The sequence below is a fragment of the Microbacterium sp. LRZ72 genome (genome assembly GCF_033792225.1).
Taxonomy (GTDB): Bacteria; Actinomycetota; Actinomycetes; order Actinomycetales; family Microbacteriaceae; genus Microbacterium.
Genome location: NZ_JANGEX010000006.1, coordinates 116764 through 133528, shown reverse-complemented (window position 1 = coordinate 133528; position 16765 = coordinate 116764). Strand labels below are relative to the sequence as shown.

12 protein-coding genes, 1 tRNA gene and 1 other RNA gene are annotated in these 16765 nt (G+C 71.1%); 4 read left to right on the top strand and 10 right to left on the bottom strand.

Features of this window, described 5'->3' with window-relative positions; genetic code table 11:
- Positions 1–9: 9 nt before the first annotated feature.
- The 7 genes from recR to ffs form a co-directional block, all read right to left on the bottom strand.
- The gene (recR, locus tag M4I32_RS08765) at positions 10–603 is read right to left on the bottom strand and encodes a recombination mediator RecR (protein WP_319034094.1); all 594 of its coding nucleotides are present in this window, start codon (positions 601–603) and stop codon (positions 10–12) included.
- Positions 603–2891 carry a DNA polymerase III subunit gamma and tau gene (locus M4I32_RS08760; protein WP_413466805.1) on the bottom strand — a complete coding sequence of 763 codons (2289 nt, stop codon included), beginning with the start codon at positions 2889–2891 and terminating at the stop codon, positions 603–605. Before M4I32_RS08760 ends, recR begins: the two co-directional genes overlap by 1 nt.
- An 87-nt stretch (positions 2892–2978) precedes the next feature.
- Positions 2979–5555: a glycoside hydrolase family 65 protein gene (locus M4I32_RS08755; RefSeq protein WP_319034092.1), complete on the bottom strand. Its 2577-nt coding sequence runs from the start codon at positions 5553–5555 to the stop codon at positions 2979–2981.
- Between the two features lie 61 nt (positions 5556–5616).
- Entirely contained in the window at positions 5617–6342 is a 726-nt protein-coding gene (locus M4I32_RS08750; protein WP_319034091.1) for an HAD-IA family hydrolase, read from the bottom strand.
- 145 nt (positions 6343–6487) lie between these two features.
- Entirely contained in the window at positions 6488–7726 is a 1239-nt protein-coding gene (locus tag M4I32_RS08745; protein ID WP_319034090.1) for an acetate kinase, read from the bottom strand.
- A gap of 135 nt (positions 7727–7861) precedes the next feature.
- Positions 7862–9982 carry a phosphate acetyltransferase gene (gene pta / locus M4I32_RS08740; RefSeq protein ID WP_319034089.1) on the bottom strand — a complete coding sequence of 707 codons (2121 nt, stop codon included), beginning with the start codon at positions 9980–9982 and terminating at the stop codon, positions 7862–7864.
- An 80-nt stretch (positions 9983–10062) separates the two neighbouring features.
- Positions 10063–10159, bottom strand: an RNA gene (gene ffs, locus M4I32_RS08735) — signal recognition particle sRNA small type.
- A gap of 188 nt (positions 10160–10347) precedes the next feature.
- On the opposite strand from ffs, the gene M4I32_RS08730 reads away from it, so the two are divergent.
- From M4I32_RS08730 to M4I32_RS08720, 3 genes are all read left to right on the top strand, one after another.
- Positions 10348–11373, top strand: coding sequence for an AAA family ATPase (locus M4I32_RS08730; RefSeq protein ID WP_413466803.1), 1026 nt, complete (start codon positions 10348–10350; stop codon positions 11371–11373).
- 44 nt (positions 11374–11417) lie between these two features.
- Positions 11418–12629 carry a DUF58 domain-containing protein gene (locus M4I32_RS08725; protein ID WP_319034088.1) on the top strand — a complete coding sequence of 404 codons (1212 nt, stop codon included), beginning with the start codon at positions 11418–11420 and terminating at the stop codon, positions 12627–12629.
- Between the two features lie 121 nt (positions 12630–12750).
- Complete coding sequence (locus M4I32_RS08720) at positions 12751–14967, top strand: DUF3488 and transglutaminase-like domain-containing protein (RefSeq protein WP_319034087.1); 2217 nt, start codon at positions 12751–12753, stop codon at positions 14965–14967.
- Here the strand turns inward: M4I32_RS08720 and M4I32_RS08715 are convergent.
- Both M4I32_RS08715 and M4I32_RS08710 read right to left on the bottom strand, forming a co-directional pair.
- Entirely contained in the window at positions 14944–15756 is an 813-nt protein-coding gene (locus tag M4I32_RS08715) for a nitroreductase family protein (RefSeq protein WP_319034086.1), read from the bottom strand. The two genes, M4I32_RS08720 and M4I32_RS08715, sit on opposite strands and share 24 nt — an antisense overlap.
- A gap of 4 nt (positions 15757–15760) precedes the next feature.
- On the bottom strand, positions 15761–16087 hold the full coding sequence (locus tag M4I32_RS08710; protein ID WP_319034085.1) for a hypothetical protein: 327 nt from the start codon (positions 16085–16087) through the stop codon (positions 15761–15763).
- A gap of 101 nt (positions 16088–16188) precedes the next feature.
- On the opposite strand from M4I32_RS08710, the gene M4I32_RS08705 reads away from it, so the two are divergent.
- Positions 16189–16276 (top strand) — tRNA-Ser (locus M4I32_RS08705).
- A gap of 190 nt (positions 16277–16466) precedes the next feature.
- On the opposite strand, the gene M4I32_RS08700 is transcribed toward M4I32_RS08705, so the two are convergent.
- A complete protein-coding gene (locus tag M4I32_RS08700) occupies positions 16467–16763 on the bottom strand; it encodes a HigA family addiction module antitoxin (RefSeq protein ID WP_319034084.1) in 297 nt (98 codons plus the stop codon).
- Between the last annotated feature and the right edge of the window lie 2 nt (positions 16764–16765).

Genomic DNA, 16765 nt, shown 5'->3' with positions numbered 1-16765 from the left:
TCGTGGGAGCTAGAGGGTGCGGCGCCCTTCGAAGGCGCGACCGAGCGTCACCTCGTCGGCGTACTCCAGGTCCCCACCCACGGGAAGACCGGACGCGAGGCGGGTGACGCGCAGTTCGAGCGCGAGCAGCAGCCGGCTGAGGTACGTCGCCGTCGCCTCCCCCTCGAGATTGGGGTTCGTGGCGATGATGACCTCCTGCACGGTGCCATCGGCGAGACGCGTCATCAGCTCGGTGACGCGCAGATCGTCGGGACCGACCCCGTCGATCGGACTGATCGCCCCGCCCAGCACGTGGTAGAGACCCCGGAACTCGCGCGTGCGCTCGATCGCGGCGACGTCCTTGGCATCCTCGACGACGCAGATCACCGCCGGACTGCGACGCGGGTCGCGACAGACGGAGCAGCGCTCCTGGTCGGCGACGTTCCCGCAGATCTCGCAGAAGCGCACTTTGTCTCTGATCTCGCCGAGCAGCGTCGACAGGCGCGCGACATCGAAGGACGGAGTCTGCAGGATGTGGAACGTGATCCGCTGCGCCGACTTCGGTCCGATGCCCGGAAGGCGGCCGAACTCATCGATCAGATCCTGGACGATCCCGTCATACATCAGCTGAACCTCGTCGGTGGCTCGTGGCGCTCCTCGTGCAGGAACGTGGCTCCCAGCACCTGGCGCACGACGGCCTCACCGTAGCGATCGATGGATGAGGTGGTGGGCGTGGGAGCAGAAGCGACGGCGGGGACGGCCGGCATCGCCGCCGCACGTGCGGGACCGCGCATATCCACATCCTCGTCGTCGTCATCGTCGATGGGCGCACGCTCCTCGATGACGGCACCTTCGGCCGGGGGCGCGAGCGTGGCGACCCTGGGCGGCACGCCGGCCGCCTCCTCCGGGTCGTCGTCTACGGCGAACGCGGGAGACATGGCATCGGCCGCCGACGACATCGAGCCGGACCGCCCTGGATCGGACGGCTCGCCCGCGGGGCCGTCCGCCGGGATCTGTGCGACCGCCCACTCCGTCACGGGCGCCGCCGACGCGGGAGCCGCCGCAGGGCGAGGCGCCGCGCCCGAGGCCGGCCGAGCACCCGTCGAGTCGTCGGGCGTCGCGTCGGACGGGCGGGGAGCGCCGGCTGGCGGCTCATCCTCACGCTCGGACCCCGGGTCGCTGTCGTCGTGCGGATCGCGCGGTGGCGGCGGGGCGTCCGGACCGTCCAACCGCGCCAGATACTTGACGCGCACACCGAGCACGCGATCGATCGCGTCGCGCAGATCCTCGCTCGCTCCCGCACCCGCCTTGAGCGTGCGGAATGTGGCGACGTCGCTCTGACTCTGAAAGGCCAACGCGAGAACACCGTCGTCGTACGAGACGATGCGCGCGTTGCTCGCCACGAGCCAGGATGCGCGGCTGATCCCCTCGAGCTCGGCGAGCACCTCGGGCCAGCTGTCGCGCATGCGGGCGAGCGTGACCGGCCCCGCCGTCCGCGCCCCGCCGGGATGTTTCCCGGATGCCTGCGGCACAGGATCGGGCTCTTCCACGGGTGACGGTGCCGGTGTGGACGCCGGCGTAGAGGCCGCACTATCGCCGGAAGCGGGCGCACGGCTCGTCCCGTCTGCGGGCGACGTCCAGGCCGTATCGGACGCCGTCGAGCCGGACACGGGCGGGGCAGGCTGTTCGGGTGCCGCGGGCGCAGCCACGGGCCGAGGCGTACCCTCGCCCCCACCGGCGGCCGGCGCGGACGAGTTCGGCGCCGGCGTCTCGGGCACGCCGGCTCTTCCCCGGTCGTCGGGGACACGGCGGGCCTCCTCAGAGGCCGATCGGGGGGCGGGAACCGAATCGTCGGCTGCGGCATCCTCGGCCAGCACGCGAGCGATCATCAGCTCGAGGTGCAGTCGGGGCGACGTCGCACCCGACATGTCGTCGAGCGTCGCGCTGACGAGGTCGGCGATGCGCGAGAGGCGACGCGCGCCGAACACCGCGGCCTGCCGCCCCATCCGCTCCAGCTCCTCGGCAGGCACCCCGCGCAGCACGGCGGATGCCCCCGCTCCGGTCGCCTCGACGACGATGAGATCGCGCAGCCGCTCGAGCAGGTCGTCGACGAATCGGCGCGGGTCCTGCCCCGTCTGCACGACGCGGTCCACGGCACCGAACGCCGCCGCCGGCCCCGCCGCCGCCAGCGCGTCGACGACCTCGTCGAGCAGCTCGGCATGGGTATAGCCCAGCAGCGCCACGGCGCGCTCGTACTCGACGCGAGCGGCATCCGACCCGGCCATCAGCTGGTCGAGAAGCGACAGCGTGTCGCGCGGGGATCCTCCTCCCGCGCGCACCACGAGGGGCAGCACGCCTGATTCGACGTCAACGCTCTCGCTCTCGCACAGCTGCTGCACGTACTCGAGCATCGGGCCGGGCGGCACAAGTCGGAACGGGTAGTGGTGCGTACGCGAGCGGATCGTGCCGAGCACCTTCTCGGGCTCGGTCGTGGCGAAGATGAACTTCACGTGGTCGGGCGGCTCTTCGACGAGCTTGAGCAGCGCGTTGAACCCCTGCTGCGTGACCATGTGGGCCTCGTCGAGGATGAAGATCTTGTACCGGTCGCGGGCGGGGGCGAAGATCGCCCGCTCACGCAGGTCACGCGCGTCGTCGACGCCGTTGTGGCTCGCGGCGTCGATCTCGACCACATCGAGCGACCCACCGCCCGAACGCGAGAGCTCGACGCAGCTATCGCACCGTCCGCACGGGCGGTCCGTCGGCCCCTCGGCGCAGTTGAGGCATCGGGCCAGGATGCGCGCGGAGGTCGTCTTGCCGCATCCGCGCGGACCGGAGAACAGGTAGGCGTGCCCCACCCGGTCGTTGCGCAGCGCGGTCATGAGCGGATCGGTCACCTGCGCCTGACCGATCATCTGCGCGAACGTCTCGGGACGGTAGCGACGATAGAGGGCGGTCACGGACCCAGCCTACGGCGTGGTCCCGACATCCACCCCGGCTGCTCAGCTGTCGATGCCATAGCCACCGTCATCGTCAGGGTGCGCCGCACTCACGGCGTCCTCCCCGTGGGGATGCGCATTCCCCACGGTCGGAACCGAGTCGGTGTTCGTCGGGATGGACGTGGTCACGGTCGGCACCGACGCCGACAGCAGAGTGCCGTCCTCGCGGCGCACGTCTTCGAACTGCTTCAAGGACGGCTGCCCCGGGATGACCGGTCCCTGCCCCTCGAGCGCGACGACGACCTCCTCGCCCGGCTGCACCGTGTAGTGCTCGCCGCGCACGGCGAACTCCACGGCGCGGCCCTCCCCCGCACGGGCGCGGAACTGGTCGCGCGTGACCGTGATGCGCACGGGAGTGTCGTGCCATCGGAGGGTGAACGACAGCTCGGGCCAGGATGCCGGCAGGCGCGGGTCGAAGGTGAGCTCGCCGTAGTGGTCGCGCATCCCTCCGAAGCCGCAGACGAGCGCCGTCCATACGCCGCCGGCCGATGCCACGTGCACGCCGTCCGAGGCGTTGTTGTGCAGGTCGGCGAGGTCGACGAAGATCGCATGCCGGAAGTAGTCCAGAGCGAGGTCCTGGTAGCCCACCTCTGCCGCGAGGATCGACTGCACGACGGCCGAGAGGGTCGAATCCCCCGTCGTCAGCGGGTCGTAGTACTGGAAGTCGGCCCGCTTCTCCTCGGGCGTGAAGTGATTGCCCTGCAGGAACAGCGCGAGCACCACATCGGCCTGCTTGAGCACCTGGAAGCGGTAGATCACCAGGGGGTGGAAGTGCAGCAGCAGCGGGCGCCGGTCCGTCGGCGTGTGCTCGAGGTCCCAGACCTCGCGTTCGAGGAACAGCGAGTCCTGCGGGTGGATGCCGAGCGCCTCGCTGAACGGGATGTACATCGCCTCGGCCGCCTGGTCCCACCCCTCGGCCTCGGCCGGGTCCAGCCCGACGCGGTCGACGAGCAGCCGGTACGCCTCGGGGTCGTCCTGCTCCATCGCCTTGACGTTGCGCGCCGCGAACCGCAGGTTGAATCGCGCCATGACGTTCGTGAACAGGTTGTCGTTGACGACCGTCGTGTACTCGTCGGGGCCCGTGACGCCGTGGATGTGGAAGCTGGAGCGGTCCTCGCCCTCGCGCCAGAAGCCCAGCGTCGCCCAGAGCCGTGCCGTCTCGACCGCGACGTCGATGCCCTCCCGGTAGAGGAAGTCGAGGTCGCCGGTGGCGCGCACGTACTTCGCCAGGGCGAAGGTGATGTCGGCGTTGATGTGGTACTGCGCGGTGCCGGCGGCGTAGTAGGCGGAGGCCTCTTCGCCGTTGATCGTGCGCCAGGGGAACAGTGCGCCCGCCTCATTGAGCTGGAAGGCGCGGCGACGCGCGGCGGGCAGCATCAGGGTGCGCATCCGCAGGGCGTTGCGCGCCCACTGCGGCGTCGTGTAGGCCAGGAACGGCAGCACATACACCTCGGTGTCCCAGAAGTAGTGGCCGCTGTAGCCCGAGCCGGTCATCCCCTTTGCGGGCACGCCCTGACCATCGGCCCGGGCCGTGGCCTGAGCAAGCTGGAACAGGCACCACCGGGACGCCTGCTGCAGGTCGTCGTGACCGCCGATGACGACGTCCGAGCGCTCCCAGAAAGCCGTCAGCCACTCCCGCTGACGCGTGTAGAAGGTCTCGACGTCCTCGGTCGAGACCCGGTCGAGCGTGCGGCGGCAGCGGTCCACGAGCTCGCGCGCGGGGACACCGCGCGACGAGTGGTACGCCGCGAGCTTGGTCACGGTCGTCGGCACGCCGGCCTTGGCCCGCACACGGAAGACGTTCTTGGCGATGTCGGGCTCGATCAGCATCCGCTCATCGGATTCGTTCTCGGTCTCGATCAGGTGATCGGCGGCGACGGCCAGGGTCATGCCCGAGTCGTTCACCCGGTAGCTGAGCGTCGAGCGGCTGCCCTCCTGCCAGTACTCCTGCGGCAGGAGCACGCGGTCGGTCGAGATCCGCTCGACCTTACGGGGGTCGAACCCGGCCTTGCGCGGGGCGGTGGGCACGCCGCCGTAGACGTCCTCGCCGTCCTGACGGTTGATCAGCTGGCACGAGATGGCGACCGACGCATCGGCATTGAGCACCGTGACCGTCACGCGCATGACCGCCAGGTGGCGCTCCTCGAAGCTGACGAGGCGGTCGAAGTCGATCTGCACCTCCTTGCCGGAGGGCGTGCACCAGAGAATGTGACGACGCAGCACCCCGTCGCGCATGTCCAGCTCGCGCCGGTACTCGCGCACGTCGGCGATGTCGAGCGTCAACGGCTCGTCGTCGATGTACACGCGCATCACCTTGGCGTCCGGCGCGTTGACGATGGCCTGACCGACCTCGGCGAATCCGTATGCCTGTTCGGCGTGGCGGATCGGCCACGTCTCGTGGACGCCGTTGATGAACGTGCCGTGCTCGTGTGCACGGCGTCCCTCGGGGTGGTTGCCACGCAGTCCGAGGTATCCGTTTCCCACGGCGAACAGCGTCTCGGTGACGCCGGTGTCCTCCTCGGAATACGACGTCTCGACCAGACGCCACGGGTCGACGGGGAATCGATCGCGGTCGATCATGTCGGCAGATGCTCCTTCGATGCGGGGGGCGCAGACGGTGCGGCGGGATGCGGGCGGCGGATCAGGCGAGGAATTCGTCGAGGTCGGTGACGACCACGTCGGCGCCGGCGGCACGCAGGTGATCCGCTCCGACGCCACGGTCGACGCCGACGACGAGACCGAAGCCTCCAGCGCGCGCAGACGCGACGCCCGAGATGGCGTCCTCGACGGCGGCGCAGCGGGCGGGGTCGACCGCCAGCATCCGCGCTGCCGTCACGAACACATCGGGGGCGGGCTTGGATCCGAGTCGATCGCGCTCGGCGATGACGCCATCCATCACCACGGTGAACCGATCGGTGAGACCGGCGGCGGCCAGCACCTCGACGGCGTTCTTCGAGCTCGAGACGACGGCGACGGGGGTGTCGCCGAGCGCGTCGAGCAGGCGAACCGAACCCGGGTACGGCGCGATGCCCTCGGCCCGCAGCACGCGGGCGAAGACCTCGTTCTTGCGATTGCCGATGCCGCACACGGTGTCGGCCGACGGCGGGTCGGCCGGATTCCCCCACGGCACCTCGATGTCGCGGCTGCGCAGCAGGCTCGCGACGCCGTCGTAGCGCTTCTTGCCGTCGAGGTACTCGAAGTAGTCGCGCTCGGTGTACGGCGGCGTGATGCTCCACGCGGCGAACAGCTCTTCGAACATCGTCTGCCACGCGTGCATGTGCACCTCGGCCGTGGGCGTGAGCACACCGTCGAGATCGAACAGCACCGCGTCGTAGCGGGCCAGGTCGGGCAGGGCGTCGGCGGTCACGGAACCTCCATGCGTGCGGCATACCGCGGATCTGGGTGGACGGCGCACCATCGTTCGTCGGGTCAGTGCGGTAAGGCGGCGGGTGGTGCCAGTGCCGTCCTGCCAGCGTAGTGCCGGGCGCTGTCCGCGCGTACCCGCGGCGACGTCACTCCGCCACGACGGCGAGCGTCTGCCGAGCGATCTCGAGCTCCTCGTCCGTCGGTACGACCAGCACCGCGACGGGCGAGTCCTCGGCCGAGATGACGCGCGTGCCCCGGGACGGGTGCTCGTTGCGCTCCGGGTCGACCCGCACCCCGGCGAACGCGAGCGTCTCGAGGGCGGCGGCGCGCACGCGCGGGGCGTTCTCACCCACGCCGGCGGTGAAGCAGATGACGTCCGTGCCGCCGAGCTGCGCGAGGTAGGCGCCGGCGTAGGCGCGCAGCCGGTGGATGTAGACGTCGAATGCGAGCGTCGCGGCAGCATCGCCCGCATCCATCCTCGCCACGATGTCGCGCATGTCGCTGACGCCGGCCAGGCCGACCAGACCACTGCGGGAGTTCAGAAGCGTGTCGAGTTCGGAGATGCTCATCTCGGCGCGGCGTGCGAGGTGCAGCAGCACGGCCGGGTCGAGGTCGCCCGAGCGGGTGCCCATCACGAGCCCCTCGAGCGGCGTCAGCCCCATCGACGTGTCGACCGAGCGCCCGCCGTCGATGGCCGAGACCGACGCGCCGTTGCCGAGATGGAACACGATCTGCCGCAGGTCGGCCGGTGGGCGCCCGAGATAGGCGGCTGCGGCCTCGCTGACGAACTTGTGGGACGTGCCGTGGAAGCCGTACCGGCGCACCCGATGCGCCTCGGCCAGTTCGCGGTCGATGGCGTAGGTGTAGGCGGCCGGCTCGAGGCTCTGGTGGAAGGCGGTGTCGAAGACCGCGACGTGCGGGATGTCGGGGAACGCCTTCTTGGCGGCGCGGATCCCCTGCAGGTTGGCGGGGTTGTGCAGCGGTGCGAGCACGGCGAGTTCGTCGATGTTGATCTCGACGAGCGGCGTGATAGGCGTCGGCTCGAAGAACCGCGCCCCGCCGTGCACCACGCGGTGGCCGACGGCGACAGGCGGATGCTGCTCGAGGGCGGGTCCGTCCTGGGCGAACGCCTCGAGCATCACCGCGAAGCCGGCCGTGTGATCGGGGATCGGCAGGTCGCGCTCGTAGGTGGCGTCGTTGAGCGTCGGAGCGGCGGCATCCGCACCCAGGGCGAAGCCGGCGGCCGTGACGGTGTGCGTCGCATGCCCCGTCGGCTCGCCGATGCGCTCGACCAGTCCCTGCGCCAGCCGCTGCTCGGTGTCGGCGTCGATCAGCTGGTACTTGAACGACGACGACCCGCTGTTGACAACCAGGATCGCGGGCATGCCTTCACTCAAGCACACTCGCGGCCGCGCCGCTCCGCCCGTGTTTGCGACCGTTCGCCTGTCGCGGATCGACCCGGGCGTGGCCCTCCGAGGTCGATGTGCGACAGCGGAATGGGCAACGCGGCGGCGCGGGGCTCAGGAGTCCTGCGCCTGGATGGCGGTGATGGCGATGGTGTTGACGATGTCGTCGACGAGAGCGCCGCGCGAGAGGTCGTTGATCGGCTTGTTGAGGCCCTGCAACACGGGCCCGATCGCCACGGCGCCGGCGGAGCGCTGCACCGCCTTGTAGGTGTTGTTGCCGGTGTTGAGGTCGGGGAACACGAAGACGGTGGCCCTTCCGGCGACGTCGGAGCCGGGCATCTTCGCCGCCGCGACGGCGGTGTCGGCGGCGGCGTCGTACTGGATGGGGCCCTCGACCGGCAGCTCGGGCGCCCGCTCGCGCACGAGCTGCGTCGCGATCCGCACCTTGTCGACGTCGACTCCCGACCCCGAGACGCCCGTCGAGTACGACAGCATCGCCACCCGCGGCTCGATGCCGAAGCGCCCGGCCGTCGCGGCGGACGACACCGCGATGTCGGCGAGCTGCTCGCTCGTGGGATCGGGGATGACGGCGCAGTCTCCATAGACGAGCACGCGGTCGGCGAGCGCCATCAGGAACACGCTCGAGACCACCGAGACGCCCTCGGTGGTCTTGATGATCTCGAACGCGGGCCGGATCGTGTGAGCGGTCGTGTGGGCGGCCCCCGAGACCATGCCGTCGGCGAGTCCAGCGTGCACCATCATCGTGCCGAAGTACGACGCGTCGGTGACGGTGTCGGCCGCCTGCTCGTGCGTGATGCCCTTGTGCGCGCGCAGTTTGGCGTACTCCTCGGCGAACCGGTGCACCATGACGGCATCGAAGGGGCTGAGCACCTGTGCGGCGCGGATGTCGAGACCGAGTTCGATCGCGCGATTGTGCACCTCGAAGGGCTCGCCCAGGATCGTCAGGTCGGCGATGCCCCGCTTGAGCACCGTGGCCGCCGCGCGCAGCACACGGTCGTCGTCGCCCTCGGGCAGCACGATGTGCTTGCGCGAGCGCCGCGCGCGCTCGATGAGCTGATACTCGAACATCAGAGGGGTCACGACGGTCGCCCGTGCCACCCCGAGCGCTTCACGCAGCTCGCCCGTGTCGACGTGGTTCTCGAACAGCGCCAGCGCCGTGTCGTAACGCCGCTGCGAGTCCGCCGCGAGTCTTCCACGCACGTTCATGATGCGCACCGCGGTGTCGTAGGTGTCGAGCTCGGTCGCCACGATGGGCAGGTTCGACGCCAGCCCGCCGATCAGGCGGGCGACGGCCTCGGGCAGCTCGAAGCCGCCGTTGAGCACGATTCCGGCCAGGGAGGGGAAGGTTCCCGACGAGTTGGCCAGCAGCACCGCGAGGAGCATCTCGGTGCGATCCGCGGGGAGCACGACGACGGCGCCCTCGGTGAGGCGCGGCAGGAAGTTGCCGACGCTCATCGCGCCGATCACGACGCCGAGGGCTTCGCGGGTGAGCAGCGCCGAGTCGCCGCCCATCAGTCGGCCGTCGACGGCGCGCATGATGCCGCGCATCGACGGGGCCACGAGGAACAGGTCCTCCGGGATGGCCCAGACCGGCACGTTCTGCTTGCCGTGGGCGCGCACCGACTCGCGGATCGCCTCGACGGTCTCTTCGAGCCGGTCGGGGTCGGCGCGGTTCGCGACCACGGCGAGCAGGGAGGCGCGGCCGTGGGCCAGCTCTGCGAGCGAGAGATCGGCGATCTGGCGCATCTCGGCCGGGGTGCGGGCGATCGACGAGCCCAGCTGCTCGGCATGGCCCTGGCCGGCACGGCCGCCGAGCACGAGCAGTACGGGGGCGCCGAGGTTCGCGGCGATCCGGGCGTTGTAGGCGAGCTCGGCGGGACTTCCCACATCGGTGTAGTCGCTGCCGAGCACCACGATCGCGTCGCACAGCGCCTCGACGGCCTTGTACCGCTCGACGATCGTCGCCAGGGCGGCCTCGGGATCGCTGCGGACGTCGTCGTACGTCACGCCGATGCAGTCGTCGTAGTCGAGATCGACTCCGTCGTGGTCGAGCAGCATCTCGAGCACGTAGTCGGGTTCGGTCGTGGATCGCGAGATCGCCCGGAACACTCCCACCCGCGGGGCCGAGTGGCTCAGGGTGTCGAGCACGCCGAGCGCCACCGAGGACTTGCCGGAGTGACCCTCCGCGGATGTGATGAAGATGCTCTGCGCCACGGCATCCACCCTAGAGTCGTGGGCTGTGCCCGCACGATGCATGCGCCGAGAAAAAGAGGCGATGGCAGCACTCGGGCATGAAAAAAGACTCTCCGCGCACCCGGCAGAGCCCGGTTACCCTTGCTACGTTTCCGTCCTGGGGGAGTTGGCCTGGATGCCGTCACGCGGAGAGCCGGGAACAGTCTAACCCGTCGCCCTTTCGCTCAAAAACGCGGGTGGTCGTCGTCGCGGAGGCGATGCCGGCATCCGCATGCGTCGCGGGAGAAGAATGCGTGCGACCGGCCCACGGCGGCACTCACGCAGGTTACGATCGGATAACGGTGTCGCGGACGACCCGAGTCCCCACCCGGATCCCAGGGGGTCGCATGCAGGACACGACGATGCAGGCCGAGACGCGTGGTCTCGCTCTGCCGGACGAGCCGGACGAGATGGACGCCGAGCGCTTCGCCCGCCTCACCGACGGCATCCTCGCCTCGATCACGCAGGTCATCGACGGAAAGCCGGATGCCGTCCGCTCCGCCCTCATCACCCTGCTGGCCGAGGGTCACCTGCTGATCGAGGACGTGCCGGGCGTCGGCAAGACGGTGCTCGCCAAGGCCCTCGCGGCGACCGTGGATGCCGACGTGCGCCGCATCCAGTTCACTCCGGACCTGCTCCCCGGCGACGTCACGGGCGTCTCGGTGTTCAATCCCGTGCAGCGGGAGTTCGAGTTCAAGTCGGGCGCGATCTTCGCGCACATCGTGATCGCCGACGAGATCAACCGCTCCTCCCCCAAGACCCAGTCGGCGCTGCTCGAGGCGATGGAGGAGCAGCAGGTCACCGTCGACGGCAGCTCGCACCTGCTCCCCCAGCCCTTCCTCGTGGTCGCCACCCAGAACCCGCTCGAGATGGAGGGCACCTACGCCCTGCCCGAGGCCCAGCGCGACCGCTTCATGATGCGCATCTCGATGGGCTATCCGGATGCCGCGTCCGAGGCCCTCATGCTGCGCCAGCGCGACATCCAGAACCCGCTGGCGTCGCTGGACCCCCTTGTCACGACGGAGGACGTGCGTCGCCTGATCGCCTTCGCCCGCGCCGTGCACGTCTCCCCCGCCATCGAGCAGTACGCCGTCGCGCTCGCGCACGCCACCCGCACGCATCCGGACCTGCGGCTGGGGGCGAGCCCCCGGGCCACTCTTCAGCTGGTGCGCGCGGCGAAGGTGTGGGCCGCCCTGGACGGCCGCTCGTTCGTCATCCCCGACGATCTGCGGGCGCTGCTGCATTCGGTCTTCGAGCACCGGCTGCTTGCCACCCGCACCGCCCAGGGGCAGCGCGCGAACAGCGGTGATGCGGTGGCCACCGTGCTCGAGAACGTCGCCGACACCGTGCGGGTGCCGGTCGCGGGGCGCTGATGCGGCGGCGGTGGCCGCTGACGGCGCGCGGCACGGGCGCGTTGGTGGTCGCACTCGCCTGCTTCGCGTTCGCCGGGGAGTTGGGGACGATCGAGCTGCTCTACGTGGGATGTCTGCTGGTCGCCGTGCTGATCGCCGGCCTGGTGCTGCTGCGCCTGGCGCGCGGCGCCGACGACGTCGCGCGAACGCTGCAGCCCGACGTCGTTCCGACCGGGGGGACGACCCGCGTGCGGCTGCACGCTCGAGCCGGCCGGGGCGCCGGCGCCGTGCGGCCGCGCTGGTCGGACACCCTGCCGCCCGGGGTCGAGGGCGTCGCCCTGGCGGCTGCGGCGGAAGCGGGCGGTTCCGCGCGCGGCGGATCGACGAACGATGGCCTGGCGGCCGTCTACGACGCGCGCGCGGTGCGGCGCGGCATCCACACGATCGGACCGGCGACCCTGCAGGTGACCGACCCGTTCGGTCTGGCGCGGCGCACCATGCTCTTCGGCGCCACGGGCCGCCTGGTCGCCGTTCCCGCGACCGTGCCCCTCGCCCCCCTTCCCTCGGGAGCCGCCGAAGCGGGCGGCCTGCAGCATTCCGCATCGGACGACCTCGGGCAGGGCAACGACAACCTGATCGCCCGCCCGTACGCGCCCGGAGACTCCATGCGCCGCATCCACTGGCGCGCCACAGCGCACCGCGACGAGCTCATGGTGCGTCAGGAGGAGCAGGAGAGCGCCCCGGCGGCAACCGTCGTGCTCGACCTGAGCGGCCCGCGATGGGATGAGGCGGCCGGCCTGCTGCCTGGCACGGACCCCGCCTTCGAGGCCGCCGTGGGCGCCTGCGCCTCGATCGCACTGCGGCTGGCCAAGGACGGATGCGTGGTCTCCGTGCGCGATTCCGACGGCACGCCGCTGTGCGACCCGCTGACGGGGGCGGATGCCGCGGGCGGCGTCACGGCGATGTTGTTCCGCCTCGCCACCGTGCACGCGCGCGCTCGCGACGCCCTCCCGGCACTCGCCGACCTCTTCGCCGGCGAGCACACCGGTCCGGTCGTCGTCCTCACGGGGCGCGTCGAGGACGCCGACGCCGACCGCCTGTTGACCCTGGCCCACCACAGCACGTTCCCCGTACTGCTGAGCGCCGTGGCCGCCGCGAGCGCGGTCGTGGGGCTGCGCGAGGCGGGCTGGCACTGCGCGCCGCTCGGCGAGACGCACGACCTGAGCGAGGCGTGGGCCGCAGCGACGGAACGGGGCGTGCACCGTGCCGCGGCCTGAGGACGCGGCACCCCAAGGCACCGTGCCGCGGCCTGAGGACGCGGCACCCGGAGGCAGCGCGGCGCGGCCTGAGGACGCGGCACCCGGCGGCCAGGGTGCTCCCCTGTCGCCGCGGCGCCTCATGACGCTCGCGGCCGTCGGACTCGTCGCCGTGATCGCCGCCATGCTTCCGCTTCTGCGCGTCGTCACCCCGGGCGCCTGGACGGCGGGGGCGCTCGGACTGGTCGCCGCTGTCTTCGCCGTCGGGGCCGGGGCGAGACTGCTGCGGTGGCGCGCATGGGCAGTCTCGGCGACCGAGGCCGGCGTCTGGGTCGTGGGCATGACCGCGATGTTCGGTGGGAGCACGGCCCTGTTCGGCATCATCCCGACACTCGAGACCGCCCGCGCGGTGCCGCTGCTGATCGACGCCGCGCTGGGCCAGATCCGCGACGGCAGCGCCCCCCTCGCGGCCGGTGCACCGCTCGCACTGCTGCTCGTGGGGGCCGCGGGGCTGCTCGCGATCGCGATGGATCACGTCGTCGTGACCGCGCGGATGCCGATGCTCGCGGTCATCGGGCTGGTGGCCGTCTACCTGATCCCCTCGATCGCGGTTCCCGCACCGATCGATGTGGCAGGGTTCGTGCTGTTCGCCGCCGCGATCCTCGCGATGTTCGCCGCCGAGACGGCGGCGGGGCGACCCGCTCGAACTCGCGGACGCCCATCCCGCGTTCGCCCGGGCACGCTCGCCGCGACGGCGGCGGTGGGTGTGACCGCGATCGTCGTCACCGTCGCGGTCACCCCCCTGCTGCCGGCGCCCACGACGGCCGGCTCGGTCGTCGCCGTGCGAGGCAACTCGATCGATCCCTCGCTCGAGCTCGGTCAGGACCTCCGGCGCCCCCAGGAGGTCGACGTGCTGCGACTGCGCAGCGATGCGCCGTCGCCGCCCTACCTGCGCGCCGTGACGCTGTCGCGCTTCGATGGGCAGGAGTGGGAGTCCGATCGAGATGAGACCGCGTCCCTCGACGACGGGTTCGAGCAGGTCTCGGTCGCCTCGGGAATCAACGTCGCCGAATACACGGCGACGATCGAGATCACCAACTACGTGAGCCCCTGGCTCCCCGTGCCCTTTCCCGCGGTCGACGTCGACGGGATCGACGGCCAGTGGCAGACGCGCGCGGCGAACCGCACGGTGCTCTCGGACTCCGCATCGCCGCAGGGTCAGGACTACGAGGTCACCTACCGCGTGCCGCAGCCGTCGCGCGAGCAGATCCGCGCAAGCGATGCGGACGGCAGGGGGCTCGCCGCGCAGACGCGCGTGCCCGGCGATGACGAACTCGTCGCCGAGATCCGCGCGCAGGCGCTCGAGGTCACCGCATCCACGTCGACCGACTACGACGCGCTGGTCGCGCTGCAGCGCTGGTTCCGCAGCCCGGACTTCGAGTACTCGCTGAGCGCACCCGTCGCGGACGGCTTCGACGGCTCCGGCCTCGACGCGGTGCGGGACTTCCTCACGGAGAAGAGCGGATACTGCATCCACTTCGCATCGGCATTCGCGATCATGGCGCGCACGCTCGACATGCCGGCGCGCATCGTGGTCGGATACCTGCCGGGTGCGGCCACCGATGAGCGAATCGATGAACAGACCGTGCACACGGTGGTCAGCTCGCAGCTGCACGCCTGGCCCGAGGTTCACTTCGAGGGCATCGGCTGGGTCGCCTTCGAGCCGACGAACAGCCTCGGGGTGCCGACCGCCTTCGCGGCCGCGGCGAGCGGCACCTCGGGTGATGGCGGCGGCGCGCAGCCACTGCCGCAGGACGCCGTGACACCCGAAGGCGACGAGGCCACTCCCGAGGCCGGGCGGCTCTTCGATGAGACGGGCGCCCCGATCGATCAGGAGCGGCCGCTCAACCCCGGCCCCCTCGTGGGCGTGCTCGTCGCGGCGATCGGCGCCGCCGCGGTGCCGGGACTGTGGCGCCTGGTGCGGCGCCGGGAGCGGGAACGAGAGGCGGCGGACGGCGACGCCGCGGCGGCCTGGAGCGAGATCGTCGACACCGCGCTCGATCTCGGCGTGGCCGTGGCGCCCGGCGAGTCAGCGCGCGCCCTCGGCAGCAGACTGATCGCCGAGCACGGCGCGCCTCCCGGCGGCACCCGAGAGGTGGTCGCGGCGATCGAGCGCACGAGCTATGCACGGCCCGCACAGCGCGGCGCCGGCGACGCCGGACTCGACGAGGCCGTGGCAGAGGTGCGCAGGGGTCTGCTCGCGGCCGCGGACCGTCGATCCCGCGTCACCGCCGCACTCGCTCCCCGGTCGCTGCTGCGGGCAGCGCCGCGCGAGTCAGCTGCCGCCGGGAGCGGCTGAGTCGTCCCAGCCCTGCTGCGGCGTCTCGCACGTCTCGCGGAAGACGTACTGCGACGCGCGCTTGCGCTGGTGGCTCGACCAATCGATCGAGGGCCGGCGCTGGTCGTCGGGAACGTACCCGAGGCGGTAGACGGCCATGAGCTCGAGATCGGCCGGCACCTTGAGCAGGTCGACGATCAGCTCCCACCGGCCGGGCACCTCCATCGGGAACGAGACGAACTGGATACCCATCCCCAGCTCGAGCGTGGCGAGCCAGATGTTCTCGACCGCCGCCCCCATCGAGAACAGCGAGTAGAACGACGACAGCTCCCCCGGACGATACTCCGACCGGTCGAGCATGACGCCCAGCAGCAGGGGGGAGCCCGCGACGAGTCTCCGGTTCTCCTCGCCGAGGGTCTGGGGCACGCGGAGGGCGTTCATGAGCTTCTGCCCCCGCCGGGTGAACGCCTGCGAGGTGAACGGCCGGAGCGGAGCGGGAAGCCTGTCGAACAGCATCCCGTCGCGCCGCCGCTCCATCTCTTCGCGACTGAACCGAAAATAGGGCTTGTACCGCTCGAAGAACGTGCCCCGCGACATCGCCTCGGTCATGCTCTCGCCGCTGATCCTGCCGATCTGCTCGATGGTGTCGCGGTCCTCGACGAGCACGAACCGCCACGGCTGGCTGTTCAGCTGCGACGGCGCGCGGCCGGCCAGTTCCATGAGCAGGCGCTGGTGCTCGGGCGCGACGGGATCGGGCAGGAACGCGCCGTTCGTCGTGCGTCGGCGACGGATGGCGTCGAACAGCTCCATCCGCTCACCGTACCGATCGCCGCAGCGCCATCGCGAAGAACGGCGCCGCCGCCAGGGCCAGTGCCGGATGCCGGCGCCCGCGCGTGCCCGCGTAGGGAATGACGCCGAGGGGCACCGCGGCGGGCGCGAGCAGCGCCGCGGCGGCCCGCGGTCCCCGCACCAGAGCCGCGCCGCTCGCCACCGCACCCAGTACGACCGTCGCGATGTAGAGGGCATGGTGCACGCGGCGGTGATTCGTGGTGTCGACCACCCGCAGCGCCACCGCGGTGCCGAGCGCGCAGGCCGCCGCATACGCGCCCGCGGCGAGGACGAACAGCATCCGCACGACCATGGCGCGAGTCTGGCACAGCGCGAGCGCGATGCGGCCGCCGACGGCCCGTGCGGGGCACCCGGCCGCAGCGGGTAGGATGGTCGACGGCCCCACGGGGCCCTGGAGGATTCGCCTAGTGGCCTATGGCGCACGCTTGGAAAGCGTGTTGGGTGCAAGCCCTCAGGGGTTCGAATCCCCTATCCTCCGCCAGTTTGTCCCCATTTCTGTTAGGGGATCGCCTGCGGTATTCCACGACCCGGCACTGCGCACCGTCGGATCGCTGAGTGGCGCGGATGTCGGAGATCGACTCCGCGGAGACCGGTCGAGGACTCCAATCCGGCGAACGGCCGCACGGGCAAGCGGGTGTTCATGCGGGCGCCGGCCGGCGCGAAACGGAAACTCAAGCGGGGATCAGGCGCTCAACACGTGCGAGGTCGGCGTCATGCTCGTCGTGCTCGAGCTCGATGTCGTAGTCGTTCTGGATGTTGAGCCAGAAGCGCTCCGAGAGGCCGAACGCGCGAGAGAGTCGTAGGGCGGTGTCTGTGGTGATCCGCCGCTTGCCGCGGATGATCTCGCTGAGCCTGGTCTGCGGCAGGCCGGTCGCTTGCGCAAGGCGGTAGGCCGTGATCCCCAGCGGCTCGAGAAACTCGGTCTGGAGAATCTCACCCGGGGTAATCGGGTCGTGTGCCTTAGCCATCG